Genomic DNA, 18,428 nt, shown 5'->3' with positions numbered 1-18,428 from the left:
CCGCACCCCAGACTTATAATTGGTAACCCGTTATAGCAAGCAAATATTCGCACCAAAAAGACCTCCCCAAAACGAAAACATTTGGCTCTTATTGCCAGCTACTTCGGAAACCTTTTACTGCGTGCACTTTGTCCGGTGCTACTGTGCAATTATTTAGCGTTTTGCCCTGGGCGCGTTCGGGAGCGCTTGTATTTATTGCAGTAGTACCCCAAAAATAAAGCGGGCCACCTTCCGGTAACCCGCTTCCTGTTTCGAATATGGTATGTCCCTATTTCTTTAAATGCATTTCGAAGAGCTTGAAGATCCGTTTGTATTCGTCTGCCCAGCTGCTGGGCTCCACGAAGCCGTGGTCTTCTACGGGATACACGGCGAGTTCCCAATTGTCTTTGCCGAGCTCGATCAGCTTTTGGCTGATGCGTACGATATCCTGGAAATGCACATTCACGTCGACCATGCCGTGGCACATTAGCAGGTGCCCCTTGAGGCCTGCGGCGAAATTGATGGGCGAACTGCGCTGGTAGGCGAGGCTATCGTTGATGGGCTCGTTAAGGATGTTCGAGGTATAGCCATGATTATAATGCGCCCAATCCGTCACCGAGCGTAAGGCGCCGCCGGCAGCAAATACATCGGAGGCATTGAACATCGCCATTAGTGTAATGAACCCACCATAGGACCCACCGTAGAGCCCGATATGCTGTGGATTCACTCCTTCTTTCTCGATCAGGTATTTTGCTCCGTCGACCTGGTCGCTGAGGTCTTTACCCCCCATATGGCGATAGATGCCGGTGCGCCAATCGCGTCCATAGCCGGCGCTGCCACGGTAGTCAATGTCGAGCACTGTGTACCCCTGGTCGGCCAGGAGGTTGTGGAACATGTATTCCCTGAAGTAGCTGCTCCACCATTTGTGCGCATTCTGCAGGTAGCCGGCTCCATGTACAAAGATCACGGCCGGTTTGGCAGGATGCGGATTAGCGGGCCGATAGAGACGGGCGTGCACCTCGGCGCCGTCCTTTGCCTTGAAGGTGATCACGGCTGGATCTCTCCAGGGGTATGATTTAAACTCGTCGGTTTGTGCTGCGGAGGTAACCTGTTGTAATTTGCCACCAGGTTTGTTTTCCTGCAGGTAAAGCTCCCAGGGTTTGTTGCTATAGGAATACAGGATAGCGATGTTTTTTTCATCGGGCGAAAGCGTTACCTGGTTGGCGCCACTCATCGTGGTGATGCGCTCGGCCTTGCCACCGGTTACCGGCAGGCGGTAAAAATGCTGCTCGCCGGGATGCACTTCATTGGTGGTGAGGTAGAAGTATTTTTTGTCTTTGGAGAGGATGGTGCGCTGCACTTCATACTGTCCGCTGGTAAGGGCTTTTTTCTCTTTGGTAGCTACGTTGTACACATAGAGGTGGGAATAGCCGGTAGCTTCTGACTGGTACCAAAATGTGTTGGCGTCTACCCAACCGGTGGCGGCATTGCCAAAGCCACTGGTACCGGGGCCACCGATCCAGGCTTCATCGCGCTGACGATCGAGCAGGCTGTATTTACCGGTATTGCCATCGAGCAATAAGAGCCAGCGGTCCTTGTTATCGTGCGAGCGCACGTCTACCACTGCATAAGCAGCTCCGGGCGCCCAGGTGGTGTTTGAATAAGAGACGGCGCGCAGGGCAGGATTCTTGGTTTTCTCGGCGTACACGGCCGGATAATCCTTTACATAGTCGGGCAGGTCCTTGATGCCGGGTATGGAATCTGTTTTGAGGACATACACGGTATCTTTTTGCATATCGTACAGGTACAGCTCCTGCGTACTCATGGGCGCGCCTACTTTGGTGCGGCCGGGGATGTCTTCGGTGAAGCCGCTTTCGGTAACGTAGTTGGGCACAATGGTGCTTTTTCCTCCGCTGGCCGACCGGGTTAAGCGATAGGTGATAAAACGGCCATCCGTGCTGATGGTGGTGCCGAAGAGCGATTTATCTTCTATACTGAGGGTGCGCAGCTCCTTCTCTTTGGGCAGGGCTTTCCGCATGGAATCGGCCAGCTCTCTTTTTTCCTTACGACTTTGCAGTATGAGCGAATTGGCGATGGATTCGGTCTCCAGCCATTTCTCCTGGGTATTGCCCGCCGAGGCAGTTCTGTTGCCGCGGGATGCTCCGGGGCCTCCCTGACCGCCTCCACGTTGTGGGCCTGCGAAGGCCTGCACGGAGGGTGCAGATACACCTCCCTGCTGGAAGTTGGTGAGCTGGGTGGTTTCGCCGGTGGCGATGCTCCAGGCAAAGAGATTGAGCCCTTTTACGTAGACGATCTTACCGTCATTAAAAGAAAACCGGGGTGAGCTTTCAAATTCGGTGGTGCGGGTTACGGGACGTTGCTGCCCTGTTTTTACCTCAACGAGGTAAATATCTCCCTGGCGGCTGAATACATAGTGGGTTCTTTTGGTATTGTAAACGACGCTGCTTTCATCCAGTACCTGTTCGCGGAAGGCGTAGGTTGTTTTTTGCGGATTGAGTGCGGCGGGGGTTATAAAGTAAACGGAATCGGATACCGCTTTTTCGGGATTCCAGTCGAAGAGCAGGTATTTACCATCCAGCGACCATTCGGGGTTGGACGGTGAGGTGCCGATCCATTTGGGATCGCGCATGATCTTGTCAACGGTCAATGGTGCAAGGGAGCTCGTCTGGCTGTTTGCTGCAAGGCCGCACAGCAATGCCAGGGGGATTAACGTTGATTTTCTCATTGATTTTATTTGTGATATAAGGGGGTTCTTATCTTATCAGAGCAAAATACCTCCCAAAAAGATATAAGCGGTGGAAAAATATATGATGAGGCCTGTTACATCCACCAGCGTCGCTACGAAAGGAGCAGAGGAGGTGGCGGGGTCGGCGCCGAGCTTCTTGAGGATGATCGGGAGCATGGAACCGGACACCGTTCCCCACAGCACCACGCCGATGAGCGAGAAGCCCACGGTAAAGGCTACCAACATGGAATGATCGCCATAGGTATGGAAGATGGAGTTCCAGAATACGACCCGGCAAAAACCGATCACCCCGAGCATACCACCCAGCAGCAGGCCCGAAATGATCTCGCGCCTCAGTACGCGCCACCAGTCGATGAGGGTGATCTCCCCTACTGCCATGGCCTGTATAATCAGTGTGGATGCCTGCGAGCCACTATTACCACCGCTGGAAATGATGAGGGGTACAAAGAGGGCGAGCACCACGAATTTCTGTATCTCATCTTCGAAATACCCCATGGCAGTAGCCGTCAGCATTTCTCCGAGGAAGAGCACCACTAGCCAGATGACCCTTTTTTTAAAGAGCTTGATGATAGGCATTTCGAGGTAGGGCTCATCGAGGGCCTCGGTACCACCCATCTTTTGCATGTCTTCACTGAACTCTTCGTTGGCCACCCAGAGGATATCATCGATGGTTACGATACCCAGCAGGAGGTTTTTGTCGTCGATGACGGGCAGCGCCACGCGGTTGTTCATCTTGAACACCTGGTTGGCCTGTTCCTGGTCGTCGTTGACATGAAGGGCTATGAAACGGTTATCGATGAGTTCACCCACCTGCTTTTCAGGACTAGCCAGCAGGATCTCCCTGATCCGGATGTCATCGACAAACTCGCCTTTATCAGTTACCACGTAGATCACGTCAATGGTCTCACTGTCCTTCCCCACTTCGCGGATATGTTCCAATACTTCCGCCACCGTCCAATCGACCTGCACGGATATGTAATCCGGGGTCATCATACGGCCTACGCTGCCTTCGGGATAGCCGAGCAGCGCGAGGGTTACGCGCCGTTCTTCGGGATCGAGCAGGCGTATCAGTTCCTTCACCACTTCGCTGGGCAGCTCTTCGAGGAAGGCCGTACGGTCATCCGCCGGCAGTTCATTGAGCAGTTCGGCTGTTTTATAAGGCGGCAATTCCTGTATGATCGCCTTCTGCGTCGAGAGATCCAGGATCTTGAATACGCTGGCAGCCCGGTGCATATTCATATGCTGGACGATCTGGCTTTCGTATTCGGGCAATTCATCGATGAGCTCTGCCACGTCGCTGATGTTCTGGTCATTGAGCCACTCCCGGATGGAGTTCTCATTGCCACTGCGCATCAGCTCTTCGAACTGGTCCTGTAGGGTGATGTTTTCCGTGCTCATTGGCCAAAATTACGGGAAAAGGCCAAAGGGCAATGCTTGCGAAAAAGACATGGCCGATGGTGTGATTGGTGGTGAGCGTACAGGCAGTGCCGCGACAGTTCAAAAAATTGGCTATTTTGGCGCCGTATAGAATTTACCCAATACATTTCTTTTCCTGTATGATACTGCCTTGCTTATTTGTAGGCCCCACCGATGAAATGGGTCGTGGGGTGTTTACTTCAGAAAGTCTGGAGGAAGATACCATTGTGGAAATAGCGCCCGTGATCGTTATGAATGGCAATGACCGCAAGCTCATCGACCAAACCTTGCTGCACGATTATATTTTTGAATGGGGCCAGGATCAAAAACAGTGCTGCATGGCGCTCGGCTATGTGCCTGTATACAACCATTCTTACAAGTCGAATTGCGAATACGAGATGGATTATAATGAGGATACCATCACGATCAAAACGGTGCGTTTCGTTAAAGCGGGTGAAGAATTGTTCATCAATTACAATGGAACCTGGAACGACAGCAAGCCGCTCTGGTTCGAGGCGAAGTAACGGGCTGCCTATTCCTGTTGAATATACTGGTGTAAGCCATGAATCAGGTGGCGGACTATACCATTACTTTTCCTACTTGTGCAATTTGTATTTCACCCCAAAATAAATGCCGTAGCTGTTGAGGTTGATCTTGCCGTAGCCAAGCCCCTTGGTTGGCAGTTTGAAATAAGGCTCGGCCTGAATGGACAATCGTTCTCCAACTGAACGTTCGAAGCCCACCCCCAGGTTGAGGATGGAGAAGATGTAGTTGCTGCTGGAATCGTAGGATCTCGGCGCAGTACCGGGTACGCCGTTATACAGGTAATCGTAGGTGTATTCTTCTCCCGTCATAAAATAAGAGGAGGCGCCCGCCGTAGCATACCAGCGTGTTTTTCGGTTCACAGAAAAATCGTACCGCACATTGAGTGGCACCTCAAACATTTCGCAGTAGCCTTTCACTTTCGTAAGATCGATCCACCGCCACCAGCCATAGTTGGGTTTGGTGAAATCTTCTCCCTCTACGGTATAATTCTTACGGGTATACATAAAGCCGGTGTTGACCGACCAACGGTTGTTGAAACGATAGCCCACCTGCAGGCCTACGTTATAACCCAGCTTATCCGTATTGGTAAATTTCACGTTGCTCATATCCGGACCGGCCAGCAGTCCTAATTCAAACCCACGCGGTTCCCTTTTTCTTTGAATTTTTGCAGGCTCTTTTTCCTGACTATTCACCGCCAGGGTTAGTGGTGGTGCTTTGATGGGGCCAACGGTACCGGCCGTAAACCGGGGTTGATTGACCAGACTGGCGTGTAGGTCGTTCTCTGTAACTATGGAAGATGAAGTTATGCCTGGTGCAAGCGGCGAACGGGACGATTGACCAACCAGATTTTCATTACCTGGTTGCACGGTTGATGTGTTGGAACGCAAGCCGGCAGCGGAAGTGCCAACAATATGTTTGCGATTGCCGGGGCCGTTTTTTTGGAACGCCCGATCGCCAGGGGTTGTATGGCCTGTGTTTGGCCGATCAACTGTTGTTGAGGCGGTATTGTCTGTAGTTTCCGCCTGTGGAGTTCCGGTGAGTGTTTTTTTCTGGGTTTTATCTGTTGTCGTCAATACTGTTGGATCAGTGGCTGCTTTGCCGGCAGTTACGGGATCGGTGGATGTTGCCGTTGAAGGTATTTCACCTGCACTGCTTGTAGCCTCAGCTTCCTGCGTTGGTATCGTGTTTTGCGTTGTTGGAATGGATCCTTTATTATCGGAAGTGCGATCTTTCGCAGTTGGTACAGTATTTGGTCCTGTTACCTGGAGTGTACGATCGGTCTTGTTGCCGGTCATCGTGTACATGACACCACCGCCTGCCAGCAGCACGATCAGGAACAGCCAGAACAGGAAGCGTCTGCGCTCCTTGTCCTCTTTGAGAGGCAGTTCCCTATTGAGCTGGGTTTCGAGCGCTTCCCAACCCGAGGTGGACGATTCCACATCGTATTGTTCAGCAGCCTCCCTGCTCAGTCGGTCCAGGTCATTGTCATTGAGGGGATACATACACGTTGTACTGTGTTTTATTCAACAATAGTTTTCTTAGGTTGTCACGGGCCTTTGACAAATTGGATTTTGACGCCCCTACCGATATTCCCAGCACATTAGCGATCTCTTCATGGCTAAGACCTTCAATCACAAACAGATTAAAGACTGCCCGGTAACCCGGCGACAGCAATCGGATAGCTTCTATGATCTCTTTATAGGATAATATATCGATGCCTGTTTCTCCATGATCGGGTATGGACTCGGATTCGGTGCTGAGTACGTGCCCATTCACGGAGGCGTGGCTTTTGCGATAGTGATCGATGCAGGTGTTGACCAGGATGCGTTTGAACCAACCTTTGAGCGATAACAGGGTGTCTTCCTGCCGGTGTTCGTCGAATTGCTGGATGTTCTTGAACAGCTTGACGAATCCCTCGTTCATGATCTCTTCAGACTCTTCCTGGGCATTGGTGTAGCGGTAACAAATTTTCATAGCAAACCCGCGGAGTAAATAATATAACTCCTTTTGGCTATTCCGCTCATTTTGACGGCAGCCTTTCAACAGGGCAGAAATTTTCGGGTTATCTGCGAGCAAGGGATGGTTGGTTTACAATTGTAAAACTTCTTATATAAGTTACAATTTTTCTGAAATCATCCCATAATACGCAGCACAAAGTCAGTTGGTTGCCTCGGCGCACAATTTTCTCCCCTTCTTTTAATGTTTCATACTCAATAAGTTAGCTGGCGGTCGGCCAATCAGCTGGATATTCCCTTTTATGAAGGCCTGCACCTGGATATAGTCGCGCTGGGGCAATAACCCCACTATTTTGATGCTTTCGAGCCGGCCAGTGGTACTCATCCATTCGGTGACCTGCTGGTTCAGGCGGGCCTCGATCAGGGCTTTATTCTTCTGGATCAGGGCAGCGATATCGAGTACTGATTTTCCCTGCAGTTCCTTGATGATCTTTTTGCGGAACATGCCCTTGGCAATATTGACCAGCATATCCTTCGTGTCGAGTGCGAAATCGATATCGGGCATGGAAAGGTATTGCCTGGCGGTATCGAGTACGGGCGTTCCGCTCAGGTGCAGTACGCCTTTGCGGTTGCCGGTAAAGGATACGTCTACCGCGATCTTCCCGTCGTTGCTGCCCCGAATATTTACGTCTTTGATCACAAATGTGCGTCCCTCTACTTCAAAGGGTTTGTTGGCCAAACTATCATTGAGCAGTTTATTGAAGAATTTATACTCGTATACCGCATCGAGGTAAGTACTGATGGCGCCGCTGTTGTCGGTTCCGCTGATGGGTGGTAAGGAAGCACGGGTTACCAGCCGGAGGCTGTCGGACGAGAATTTGGGTGAGCCCTGGAACCCGATGGCAAAGTACAGGGTATCGCGGTTCACATTGAACTTACTCACCTTCAAGTGCGTGGGGTTAAGGTTGAGGTAGCCGTATTTGCTTACCGGCATTACCCGGCTGCCGCCGCTGCGCCACTGTTGCAGGAATGCGTTGTTGTTGACGGCCTGCACAAAATTATCGAAGGTGGTGCAGTATGATTCCACAGAGGCTTTGATGCTGTCCATGATCTCTTTGGTCATATCATTCTGCAGCAGGGTGACCTGGCATTTATCGATCGGCTTGAGGTTTTCGAGGCGGGTTACCGTACTTACCTGGTGGTTGGGCAGCAGGTTAAGCATAGAACTGATGTTAAGGTCGACCCGGCGAAGGGATTCATCTCCAAAACCACAGCTGCCGCTAACCCAGGGCGATACCTGCTTATCGAAGGCACATACGCAACGGCTGCCGGCGATCTGGTAATTACCACGGAACCCGATGTTCACTTTGTTGTTCACGACGGAAAAGCTAAAGGGAGAACGCACGAAGCGGTATTTGTACCGGAAATCGCAACCGCTCTGTAAGTAATTGGGCCATTTATCGCTGGTGAATTCTTTGGCCGCCACATTCTCCATCATATCGAGCATGGGCTTCATGTACACTTTGATGGGTATGTTGATCTGCGAGGCGGGTAGTGGGGGTAACAGGCGCGCTGCCGGTTCACTGGCTGCCGGCGCGGCGGCCTTTTTAGAAGATCCACAGGAAACAAGGAGCGATACGGAACAGACGAACAGGGAAAGCGACAGGAATTTCATGGCGTAAATATAATTACGGTTTGCGGATTAGCACAGCCAGCTCTGTAACCATTGACGGTATTTGGCGGGCTACACAGGCTGTGTGCAGCCAAAAGCGCCCTTTGATATTGTTGCCGTTAAGATTTTGATCTATCACATGCTTTATTCCCGTAATTTGTATTACGACTTCCCGCCTGTCTCCTGCCGGCTTCCAGGGCCCTATTATTCCACATCAACTGTAGTGGCAATCTTTAAATTTTGTTCGCATGGAATGGCTACAAGAATCGCTCAGGCATTATCCCGAGATCGCGGTCTTTTTAACACTCGCTGCAGGGTATTTTATCGGCCGGTTAAAAGTAGGCAAGTTCACCTTGGGTACGGTTACGGCTGTTTTACTGGTGGGTATCGTAGTGGGGCAGCTCGATATCCGTATCTCCGCCTCCAGCAAGGCTACCTATTTTCTCCTGTTCCTATTCTCGATGGGGTACAGCATCGGCCCTCAGTTCTTCCAGGGGCTCAAAAAGGATGGCCTTTCGCAGGCTTTGTTCTCTGTTACCATCTGCCTCACCAGTCTGGCCCTGGCTTATGTGCTTTCGCTGTTGTTTCATTTTTCGCCGGGTACGGGGGCCGGCTTACTGTCGGGCTCCAATACCTGCTCGGCCATCATTGGCGTAGCAGGTGATTCGATCAGCAAACTGGATATTCCCGATAGTCAAAAAGAATACTGGACCGACCAAATAGCGGTGGCCTATGCCGTGACCTATATTTTCGGGACGGCCGGCACCGCCTGGTTCCTCTCGGTCATTGGCCCCATACTACTGGGTGGCAACCTGCCCCAGAAAGCAAAAGAACTGGAAGCGGAGATGGGCAATGCCGACGATGAGGATGGTTCTCTGACGACAGCCTATGACCAGGTGGCTTTCCGCGCTTATGCCATCACGAACGACCTGTTCAAGGATGGCATGAAGGTGCGGGACCTTGAGGTCTACATGCTTAAAAGGGAAAAGCCCATCTATGTGCAGCGCATCAAGCGGGCCGGCAAACTGATGCCCGTTGCTCCCGATACTACCATCCTGCTGGAAGATATTATTGCCGTGAGCGGACAGCGGGTGCAGATTGTGGGGGTGGAAGACTACCTCGGCGCCGAGATCATCGACGCGGATCTGCTGAACTTTCCCATTGAAGTGGCGAATGTGGTTGTCTCAAAGAAAGCTATCCTTGGGCATTCGTTGAATGCATTGCGGCGCCGTGATTCGGTGCACGGGATCGGCATCCGACGGCTTACCCGGGCTGGTATCGAAATGCCGCTTGTAGCCCGTACAACCCTCGAAAAAGGCGATATGCTGGAAATTGTGGGCACCAAAGAAGACCTGGAAAACGCAGTATCAAAACTGGGCTATAAAGAAAAGAGCGGCATTGAAACCGATATCGTGTATATGGGCATTGGTATCGTGCTGGGCTCACTGCTCGGCGCGCTAACGGTAAAAGCAGGCGACATCCCGTTAAGCATCAGCACCAGTGGTGGCTCTCTGCTGGCAGGCCTGTTCTTCGGCTGGCTGCGTACACGCCGGCCCGTATTCGGCAATATACCGGCCCCTTCGGTGTGGCTATTGCAAAAGCTGGGCTTGCATATGTTCATTGCCATCGTGGGTATTTCATCGAGCAGCGGGTTTATCCAGGGGCTGCGGCAGGAAGGCGTAAAGCTCCTGATCGCCGGTATTATCCTCAGCCTATTGCCGATGCTGCTGGCCCTTTACCTGGCCCGTTACGTGTTCAGGTTCCATCCGGCGATTGCCTTGGGCGCCTGTGCCGGCGCTCACGATGAATCGGCGGCGCTATTGGCGGTGCAGGATGCCGTGCAAAGTAAGATCCCAGCTTTGGGTTATACCGTCACCTATGCGGTTGCCAATATCATCCTTACCATCTCGGGGGCGGTTATCGTGGCGCTGTTGTTCCATACGTGATCCTGTAACCGGCTACGTTACGCAAAAAAACAGGCTGCCCAGGGGCAGCCTGCATTGGCTATGCACACTATGGGAATAAAAAAAGTCAGGAACCTGGTGCTGCGGTTCGCCTTAACAGTAAGCCGGAATGTGTGGTTTCGGTGGTGAGACCTCCCCCGACTTTAGGCGTTCTGTTTGGCCGGCGTTTTCCGCTTTGTCTGCAAGGCCTCATCGATGGCTTTGCTGAGGCCATCGAAAGATGGCCGGCCGGTATATAACTGATCGTTGATGAAAAAACAGGGCACGTCACGTACGCCGAGGGCGAGGCCATCCATGAGATCGGCGCGAACCGTCCATCCATAGAACGAATCGATGAGCCTCGTGAGGAAGTGCTTATCACTGATGCCAACTTCACGGCTGTATTCCTTGAGGCTTACCTGGCCCAGGTGCTTTCGGTTACGGAACAGGGTATCGTGCATTTCCCAGAACTTCCCGGCCTGTACTGCGCCTACCGCTGCTTCAGCTGCTTTGTGCGCGCGCTGATGGATCTGTGTAAGCGGAAAATGCCGGAAATTAAACTTCAACTGATCGCCATAAGCATTGAGCAGCTTCTTGACCACCTCATGCGCTTTGGCGCAATCCTCACTTTCATAATCGCCAAACTCCACCAGTTTCACCGGGGCGCCGGCAGGTCCCTGCCAGATTTCCTTGGGTGAAATGATGTCGATGATCTTAGGTCTGTTGTTTATTGCCATATTCGATCTCCTTTTTACCTTTTACGATGATTGCGGCTGGTTGCCGTACCCGGAGTGTCTATGCCTGAACACACGCGGGTGAATGCAGCACTGCACAGGCAACCGGCTGGTTATCTGTGCAGTAAAAGAAAAGCCACTCCGCTCGCGGCAGAATGGCTTTGGTAATATGCTATATAGACGATTTTAGCGCTTCATTGGTGGCATGCTTACCTTAGGAAGCCACGTGATTGGGCACATCGTTCCGGAACACCACTACCCCATCAAACACATCGACCAGTACCGGGTGCGTTCTATCGATATCGCCGGCCAGTATCCGCCTGGAAAGCTGGTTTACGATCTCTTTTTGGATCAGCCGCTTGAGGGGCCTTGCGCCGAATTGCGGATCGAATCCATTTTCGGCGAGGTAATCGACTGCATACTCGCTGAACTGAAGATCGATGCCATTGGCGGCTACCATCTTCTTCAGGTTGTTGAGCTGTATATAGATGATCCCCTTGATCTCTTTTTTGAGCAGGGGCTGGAACATGATCACCTCATCAACCCGGTTCAGGAACTCGGGGCGGATGGTTTGACGCAGCAGGTTCATTACCTCCACTTTCGCCTTATCGGTCGCTTCGTCGAGGTTACGTTCTGTTACACCTTCGAATGCTTCCTGGATTAGGTGGCTCCCGATATTGCTGGTCATGATGATGATGGTGTTCTTAAAGTTCACCACGCGCCCTTTGTTGTCGGTGAGGCGGCCGTCATCGAGTACCTGCAACAATACGTTCCACACATCGGGGTGGGCTTTCTCGATCTCATCGAGCAATACCACGCTGTAAGGCTTCCGACGCACGGATTCCGTGAGTTGACCACCTTCGTCGTACCCTACATATCCCGGAGGGGCGCCTACCAGCCGCGACACCGTATGTTTTTCCTGGTACTCACTCATGTCGATACGCGTCATCATACTTTCGTCGTCGAAGAGGTATTCGGCCAGGGCTTTTGCCAGTTCCGTTTTACCTACTCCGGTTGTACCGAGGAAGATGAAGGAACCGATAGGCTTCCTGGGATCCTGCAGGCCTGCGCGACTACGGCGGATAGCATCCGCTACGGCGGTGATTGCTTCCTCCTGTCCTACCACACGTTCGTGAAGATGGTCTTCCAGGTTCAACAGTTTTTCCTTTTCACTCTGCAACATGCGTGTCACCGGGATGCCGGTTGCCTTCGCCACATTTTCTGCAATGTCTTCCGCATCCACTTCTTCTTTCAACAATCGCTTCTCATTGATCACCTCCAACTGTGTAGAAAGGTCCTGAATGATCTTCTCCTGTTCTTTTACCTTGCCGTAGCGTATTTCAGCTACTTTGCCGTATTCGCCATTGCGTTCTGCCTGTTCAGCTTCGAGCTTCAGTTGCTCGATCGCTGCTTTGGCATTTTGTACTTTGTCAACAATCTCTTTTTCTGCCTTCCATTTTGCCTTGAACGTATCACGTTCTACACTCAGGTTGGCTATGTCGGTATTAAGTTCGCGTAGCTTGTGCTCATCATTCTCGCGTTTGATGGCTTCGCGTTCGATCTCGAGTTGTCGTATCTGCCTTTCGAGCTTGTCCAGTTCTTCGGGCATGCTGTTCATTTCGAGGCGCAGCTTGGCGGCACTTTCGTCGATGAGGTCGATGGCCTTATCGGGCAGGAAACGATCGGTGATATAGCGGTGAGACAATTCTACCGCCGCGATGATCGCTTCGTCCTTGATGCGCACATGGTGGTGCGTTTCATAACGGTCTTTCAATCCGCGGAGGATCGAGATCGCATCTTCGACCGATGGTTCTTCGATCATCACTTTCTGGAAGCGGCGTTCCAGCGCTTTATCTTTCTCGAAAAACTTCTGGTACTCATTGAGGGTAGTGGCGCCGATGGCTCTCAACTCGCCCCGTGCAAGGGCCGGCTTGAGGATATTGGCCGCATCCATGGCTCCTTCGCCTCCACCTGCCCCTACGAGGGTATGTATCTCATCGATGAAGAGAATGATCTCTCCATCGCTGGTGCTTACTTCCTTCACAACGCCTTTCAGTCTTTCTTCAAACTCACCTTTGTATTTGGCGCCTGCGATCAACTGCCCCATATCGAGTGCATAAATGATCTTGCTCTTGAGGTTCTCCGGTACGTCGCCATTCACGATGCGCATGGCCAGCCCTTCGGCAATGGCTGTTTTACCTACGCCGGGCTCTCCCACGAGTATAGGATTGTTCTTGCTGCGGCGCGATAAGATGTGCAGGGTACGGCGAATCTCTTCATCGCGGCCGATGACCGGATCGAGTTTGCCCTGACGGGCCAGTTCGTTCAAGTTCTTAGCATATTTGTTCAGTGCATTGAACTGCGTTTCCTGTGTTTGGCTCTTGATGGTATCGCCTTTACGAAGGTCTTTGATGGCAGCCACCAATCCCTTTTCGGTGAGGCCGGTATCTTTCAGTAAACGGGCTGTATTGTCGCTGCCCTGCATGATGGATACGAGCAGGTGTTCCACACTTACAAATTCGTCGCCGAATTGCTTGAGGATGGTACCGGCCCGCAATATGGCATTGTTGGCATCCCGGCTGATCTGCTGGGCAGGCTGGGCACCGCTGCTTACTTTGGGCAGCTTTTCGATGGCCTCCTCCAGCTTTGTTTCGAGCAGGTTGATCGTCACATTATTTTTCTTCAGCAGGTATTCTATGGGCGAATCCTCCTGGTCGAGCAGGCTCTTCAACAAATGCTCCGTTTCTATATTTACATTGCCCTGGTTAAAAGCGATCTGTTGCGCTTGCGCGATCACTTCCTGTGCCTTGATTGTAAAATTATTCAGATTCATAGTTTCTTCTTTTTGGTTTTGGCCGATGGTCACTGAAGCGGTCAATAGCCTGGGCCCTTGCGGTGTGTTTGGCCGGGGGCCTGTGGGCTATGGGGAGGGGGCGATAAATAATTCGTTAATAACAACATTGTGCCAACCCTCAATGTTCAGTTGCCGTATCTTCCAATAACTTTAACCCCTTATCACAAATCGCAATCCAACCAAAAATTTCCGGCATTTATGTCATTAAAAAGCCCCAAAACCTGTCCAAAATTCAGTTTATTGTTGTTTGGCCTGTTATTCTTGCAGATAGCCCATGGGCAATACGACTTCAGCAGGGTAGACCAATTGCTGGAAAGGAACAAAAAGCTGTTGGGAAACAACCTAGTAGCGCTGGTGTGGAAAGACGGGCAGGTAATCTATAAAAAAGAGATCGGCACCGATTTCACCGCCAAGACCCAGGCACCTATTGCCAGCTGCAGCAAATGGCTAACAGCCGCTACGATCATGACGCTGGTAGACCAGGGAAAGATCGACCTCGATGATCCTGTTAGCAAATACATCCCGGTGCTGGACAAATACATGAAAGGATATATTACGATCCGCCAATGCTTATCCCATACTACAGGTATCGACAATGGGAAGAATGGCGTTGCCAAGTTCCTGGAGCGCCGGAAATTCCAGACACTGGAAGACGAAGCCAACGCCATTGCGGCCAAAGAGATCTCCAACAATCCCGGTAAGGAGTTTGCCTACGGCAGCAGCGGCCTCAACCTGGCTGCGCGGGTAGCCGAGATCGTCACCAAAAAAGATTTTGGCCGCCTGGTGCAGGAAAGGCTCACCCGTCCGCTGAAGATGAAAGCCACCACATTTAATGACGACAATGGCAATGCGCCCAATCCTTCGGGTGGGGCGCAGTCGAGCGCACTGGATTATATGAACTTCCTGGTGATGATCCTTAATAAAGGGACGTTTGAAGGCAAGCGGATCTTAAGCGAAGAGGCGGTGGCCGAAATGCAGAAAAATCACTTCCCCGGATTACCGGTAAAATACACGCCGGCCGTTGCAACCGGCTATGAATATGGCTATGGCGAGTGGATACAGGAAAAGGATGCCAATGGCAATGCTACCGTAGTGAGCAGCCCCGGGCTATTCGGTACCTGGCCCTATGTAGACAAATGCCGCAACTATGCAGCGATCATTTTCGTGAAGACATTGCTGGGCGAGCAGAAGAAGGAGGTTTACCTGCAATTCAAAGAGGCAGTCGACGACCAGTTGGGCGCCTGCAAGCCATAAATTCGAGGGGCCGACCAATATGGTCGGCCCCCGGGTATAATTTTCTGTTTTTTACAGGCTTTTCAGTAGGGCGGTTTTCCATTCACCATACACGTTCTTGTATTGTTCCTGCAACTGAGCCGTGGGTTCCAGTCTTTTGATCACATTCATGCCGGCAAAGCAGCTTTTGAAGTCGGGGTAGATGCCTGCCCCTACTCCGGCGGCCCGGGCGGCGCCGGCAGCTCCATCGGTATTGTACAACTCTACGGTGCAGCCGGTGGTATTGGCAAAAACAGCTCCAAATACATCGCTGAGGAACATATTGGCATGGCCGGCGCGGATGGTCTTCATTTGCATGCCCATCTGCTGCATGATCTCCATGCCGTATTGCAGGGAGAATACGATGCCTTCCTGCGCGGCGCGGGCTACGTGGCCCCGGTGGTGCCGGTTGAATTGCAGGCCCTGCAATTGCCCGCCGGGATCTTTGTTTTCCAGCACTCTTTCGGCGCCATTGCCGAAGGGGAAGAATTGGAGTCCGTCGGCACCGGGTGCGATCGCTGCCGCTTCTGCATTCATATCGGCATAGGAGGCATTGCCGAAGGAGTTCTTGCGCAGCCAGCTGTTGAGGATACCTGTTCCGTTTACACAAAGCAGGATGCCATAACGCGGCTGTTGCTCGGTATGCGTTACGTGCACAAAGGTGTTGACGCGGGATTTTGGATCGTATTCTACTTTATCTGTTACTCCATATACAACGCCGGAGGTGCCTGCGGTGGCAGCCACTTCGCCGGGTTGCAGTACGTTGAGTGAATAAGCATTGTTGGGCTGATCGCCGGCGCGGTAGCTAACGGGAATACCCGCTTTCAGCTGCAGGGTGGCGGCAGCTTCGGCGGTTAAGCGGCCCTGTTCGCCGAAGGTGGGCACGATGGCCGATAACAGGCTTTCGTCGATGCCATAGTAGTTGAGCAGGTCTTTCGCAATGCTGCGCTGTTTAAAGTTCCAGAGAATGCCTTCAGACAGACCCGATACAGTAGTGGTGGCATCGCCGGTAAGGCGCAGTGCGATGTAATCGCCGGGCAACATGATCTTGTGGATCTGCTTATAGATATCGGGTTGGTTTTCGCGCACCCATTTGAGTTTTGATGCGGTGAAGTTGCCCGGTGAGTTGAGGAAGTTGGACAAACAGAAATCTTCGCCCAGGTCGTGAAAGGCTTTGTTACCATAGGTAACAGCCCTGCCGTCGCACCAAATGATGGATGGACGCAATGGCTTGCCTGCTTTATCGACACATACGAGTCCGTGCATTTGATAGGATATGCCGATGGCTGCTACCTCATCGCTTTTGAAGGGTACCTGCTGGCGTACTTTATTTAGTGCGTGCTGCATTTCCTGCCACCACCTGTCGGGGTCCTGTTCGGCAAAGCCGGATTGGGGAGCATCTATCTGCATTTCTTCGGAGGGGGAAAAGGCAGTGGCGGCAATCCTTCCGGTGGTTATTTCTATCAGGGCTGTTTTGACGGAGGAAGAGCCGACATCGACTCCAAGTAAATATTTCACAATCGCTGTTTAGTTTGTTTGAATTTGCTTATCGGGTAGCCAATTTACTCAATTATTTCATGGAGGGGCGATTATTTGGGGCCATAATTGACGGGTGTAGAAATAACACAAATAATTGATACTTTTTTGCCGGCAAGGGTCGGTGTGGGAGAGGCGCCTGAAGTTACGGTGGCGAATGCCGGGCCGGCTGAAGATGTTGGGTGTGGTGGTGGGCAACATGGTAGAGACAAACCCAGGCGCTGGATCGCGGCGTGAACAGGTGCCGAATGCTCCTTCGTGTTTTCTTTGCTAAATTGCGGCCAGCGGGCGCCCCAAATGGAGCGTTCTTGCCCGCCACTGCCGCATGCGCCCCATAGAGCAACATACCGCCTTCATTAAATCACTGGCCCGCGAGCTGGGTTTCGACTATTGCGGCATCGCCCGGGCGCAACGCCTGGACGAAGATGCCCGGCGCCTCGAAAACTGGCTGCAACAGGGCATGCATGGTTCCATGCGGTACATGGAAAATCACTTCGAACTGCGGATAGACCCTACCAGGTTAGTGCCGGGTGCTCAATCGGTGATCACCCTGCTGCTCAATTATTACCCGGCCGAAAAGCAGGATCCCGACGCGCTGCAGGTTTCCAAATATGCCTATGGCAAAGACTATCATGAAGTGATCCGCGAAAAGCTCAACCGCTTCCTCGCCCACATCAGACTGCAGATCGGCGAAGTGCAGGGAAGAGGTTTTGTCGATTCGGCCCCCGTGCTGGAACGGGCCTGGGCGCAAAAAAGCGGTATCGGGTGGATTGGCCGCAACGGCAACCTGCTTACCAAACAAGGGGGTTCTTTCTTCTTCATCGCCACCCTCATCACCGACCTGCCGCTGGTATACGACGATCCTTTTGCAAAGGATTACTGCGGCACCTGCCGTAAGTGTATAGACGCCTGTCCCACCGACGCCATCCTCGATAATAAGGTGATCGATGGCAGCAAGTGTATCTCTTATTTTACCATCGAACTGAAAGAGAAGCTGATCCCTTCGGATATGAAAGATAAGTTCGACAACTGGTTCTTCGGTTGCGACACCTGTCAGGATGTATGCCCCTGGAACCGCTTCTCTACCCCCACGCGCGAAACGGAGTTCTCCCCCATCCCCGAGCTGCTGAACTTCTCCACTGCCGAATGGCAATCGATGACGGAAGATGCCTTCCGGAAAATATTCCGTCATTCGCCTCTTAAAAGGTCGAAGTATCAGGGCATACAACGTAATTTGTCGTTTGTACAAAATACCGATCATGGAACAACCGCTGGTGAATAAACGATACCGGTTGCAGAAGGTAGCCGGCAAAGGAGGCTGGACCTATATCGTCATCAAGGAGATCACCCGGGAGCAGCGCGGCAAACATGGTATGGTGCAGGTAAGGGGCTTTATCGACGATTATGAATTGAAGGCCTATAACCTGATGCCGATGGCCAATGGTTCCATGTTCATGCCCGTAAAAGCCGATATCAGGAAACATATCAAAAAAGGGGAAGGCGACCTGGTAAAAGTAGTATTGTATGCCCATACAGATCCTTTAGAGATGCCGGGCGAATGGCTCGATTGCCTGCGGGATGAACCTGCTGCCCACAAGGCCTTCTTCGCCTTGCCACCCGGCGAACAAAAACAATACATCGACTGGATGTACGGAGCCAAAAAAGAAGAAACCCGGATCGACCGGATGGCCGAAGCCATTAACCGATTAACCCGGGGGTTGACATTGCGACAGAAAAACGGCGATGAATAAAAA

The 18,428-nt window shown here is 51.9% G+C and carries 13 protein-coding genes; 5 read left to right on the top strand and 8 right to left on the bottom strand.

The window, feature by feature from the left end; translation table 11 throughout:
• Nucleotides 1-268 precede the first annotated feature (268 nt).
• Complete coding sequence (locus P2H89_RS16115) at nucleotides 269-2,725, bottom strand: prolyl oligopeptidase family serine peptidase (RefSeq protein WP_275828598.1); 2,457 nt, start codon at nucleotides 2,723-2,725, stop codon at nucleotides 269-271.
• A 36-nt stretch (nucleotides 2,726-2,761) separates the two neighbouring features.
• A complete protein-coding gene (mgtE, locus tag P2H89_RS16110; RefSeq protein ID WP_275828596.1) occupies nucleotides 2,762-4,144 on the bottom strand; it encodes a magnesium transporter in 1,383 nt (460 codons plus the stop codon).
• Nucleotides 4,145-4,302: 158 nt separating this feature from the next.
• On the opposite strand from mgtE, the gene P2H89_RS16105 reads away from it, so the two are divergent.
• The gene (locus P2H89_RS16105) at nucleotides 4,303-4,686 is read left to right on the top strand and encodes an SET domain-containing protein-lysine N-methyltransferase (RefSeq protein WP_275828594.1); all 384 of its coding nucleotides are present in this window, start codon (nucleotides 4,303-4,305) and stop codon (nucleotides 4,684-4,686) included.
• A 72-nt stretch (nucleotides 4,687-4,758) separates the two neighbouring features.
• On the opposite strand, the gene P2H89_RS16100 is transcribed toward P2H89_RS16105, so the two are convergent.
• The 3 genes from P2H89_RS16100 to P2H89_RS16090 form a co-directional block, all read right to left on the bottom strand.
• Entirely contained in the window at nucleotides 4,759-6,210 is a 1,452-nt protein-coding gene (locus P2H89_RS16100; RefSeq protein WP_275828592.1) for a porin family protein, read from the bottom strand.
• The gene (locus tag P2H89_RS16095; RefSeq protein ID WP_275828720.1) at nucleotides 6,194-6,751 is read right to left on the bottom strand and encodes a sigma-70 family RNA polymerase sigma factor; all 558 of its coding nucleotides are present in this window, start codon (nucleotides 6,749-6,751) and stop codon (nucleotides 6,194-6,196) included. The genes P2H89_RS16100 and P2H89_RS16095 overlap by 17 nt, the downstream gene beginning before the upstream one ends.
• Nucleotides 6,752-6,904: 153 nt before the next feature.
• On the bottom strand, nucleotides 6,905-8,338 hold the full coding sequence (locus P2H89_RS16090; RefSeq protein WP_275828590.1) for a DUF4403 family protein: 1,434 nt from the start codon (nucleotides 8,336-8,338) through the stop codon (nucleotides 6,905-6,907).
• 245 nt (nucleotides 8,339-8,583) lie between these two features.
• On the opposite strand from P2H89_RS16090, the gene aspT reads away from it, so the two are divergent.
• Nucleotides 8,584-10,281 carry an aspartate-alanine antiporter gene (gene aspT / locus P2H89_RS16085; protein WP_275828588.1) on the top strand — a complete coding sequence of 566 codons (1,698 nt, stop codon included), beginning with the start codon at nucleotides 8,584-8,586 and terminating at the stop codon, nucleotides 10,279-10,281.
• 161 nt (nucleotides 10,282-10,442) lie between these two features.
• On the opposite strand, the gene P2H89_RS16080 is transcribed toward aspT, so the two are convergent.
• Nucleotides 10,443-11,015 (bottom strand): thioredoxin domain-containing protein, encoded by a 573-nt coding sequence (locus P2H89_RS16080; protein ID WP_275828586.1) that lies wholly within the window; start codon nucleotides 11,013-11,015, stop codon nucleotides 10,443-10,445.
• A gap of 211 nt (nucleotides 11,016-11,226) precedes the next feature.
• Nucleotides 11,227-13,845 (bottom strand): ATP-dependent chaperone ClpB, encoded by a 2,619-nt coding sequence (gene clpB / locus P2H89_RS16075; protein ID WP_275828584.1) that lies wholly within the window; start codon nucleotides 13,843-13,845, stop codon nucleotides 11,227-11,229.
• 219 nt (nucleotides 13,846-14,064) lie between these two features.
• Here clpB and P2H89_RS16070 point away from each other — a divergent pair, with 219 nt between their 5' ends.
• Entirely contained in the window at nucleotides 14,065-15,120 is a 1,056-nt protein-coding gene (locus P2H89_RS16070) for a serine hydrolase domain-containing protein (protein ID WP_275828582.1), read from the top strand.
• A 51-nt stretch (nucleotides 15,121-15,171) separates the two neighbouring features.
• Here the strand turns inward: P2H89_RS16070 and P2H89_RS16065 are convergent, their stop codons facing one another.
• Nucleotides 15,172-16,656 (bottom strand): FGGY family carbohydrate kinase, encoded by a 1,485-nt coding sequence (locus P2H89_RS16065; RefSeq protein WP_275828580.1) that lies wholly within the window; start codon nucleotides 16,654-16,656, stop codon nucleotides 15,172-15,174.
• Nucleotides 16,657-16,999: 343 nt separating this feature from the next.
• On the opposite strand from P2H89_RS16065, the gene queG reads away from it, so the two are divergent.
• Nucleotides 17,000-17,956 carry a tRNA epoxyqueuosine(34) reductase QueG gene (queG, locus tag P2H89_RS16060; protein ID WP_275828578.1) on the top strand — a complete coding sequence of 319 codons (957 nt, stop codon included), beginning with the start codon at nucleotides 17,000-17,002 and terminating at the stop codon, nucleotides 17,954-17,956.
• On the top strand, nucleotides 17,934-18,425 hold the full coding sequence (locus P2H89_RS16055; protein ID WP_275828576.1) for a YdeI/OmpD-associated family protein: 492 nt from the start codon (nucleotides 17,934-17,936) through the stop codon (nucleotides 18,423-18,425). Before queG ends, P2H89_RS16055 begins: the two co-directional genes overlap by 23 nt.
• Nucleotides 18,426-18,428: the final 3 nt, after the last annotated feature.

It is taken from the genome of Paraflavitalea sp. CAU 1676, assembly GCF_029223285.1.
Lineage (GTDB): Bacteria > Bacteroidota > Bacteroidia > Chitinophagales > Chitinophagaceae > Paraflavitalea.
This window is presented reverse-complemented; position numbering and strand designations above follow the sequence as displayed.

Excerpts from the sequence above, each read along its gene's own strand:
- queG (WP_275828578.1), top strand. The coding sequence starts at position 17,000 with ATGCGCCCCATAGAGCAACATACCGCCTTCATTAAATCACTGGCCCGC.
- P2H89_RS16080 (WP_275828586.1), bottom strand. The coding sequence starts at position 11,015 with ATGGCAATAAACAACAGACCTAAGATCATCGACATCATTTCACCCAAG.
- P2H89_RS16105 (WP_275828594.1), top strand. The coding sequence starts at position 4,303 with ATGATACTGCCTTGCTTATTTGTAGGCCCCACCGATGAAATGGGTCGT.
- clpB (WP_275828584.1), bottom strand. The coding sequence starts at position 13,845 with ATGAATCTGAATAATTTTACAATCAAGGCACAGGAAGTGATCGCGCAA.
- P2H89_RS16070 (WP_275828582.1), top strand. The coding sequence starts at position 14,065 with ATGTCATTAAAAAGCCCCAAAACCTGTCCAAAATTCAGTTTATTGTTG.
- aspT (WP_275828588.1), top strand. The coding sequence starts at position 8,584 with ATGGAATGGCTACAAGAATCGCTCAGGCATTATCCCGAGATCGCGGTC.
- P2H89_RS16115 (WP_275828598.1), bottom strand. The coding sequence starts at position 2,725 with ATGAGAAAATCAACGTTAATCCCCCTGGCATTGCTGTGCGGCCTTGCA.
- P2H89_RS16090 (WP_275828590.1), bottom strand. The coding sequence starts at position 8,338 with ATGAAATTCCTGTCGCTTTCCCTGTTCGTCTGTTCCGTATCGCTCCTT.
- P2H89_RS16100 (WP_275828592.1), bottom strand. The coding sequence starts at position 6,210 with ATGTATCCCCTCAATGACAATGACCTGGACCGACTGAGCAGGGAGGCT.
- mgtE (WP_275828596.1), bottom strand. The coding sequence starts at position 4,144 with ATGAGCACGGAAAACATCACCCTACAGGACCAGTTCGAAGAGCTGATG.
- P2H89_RS16055 (WP_275828576.1), top strand. The coding sequence starts at position 17,934 with ATGGAACAACCGCTGGTGAATAAACGATACCGGTTGCAGAAGGTAGCC.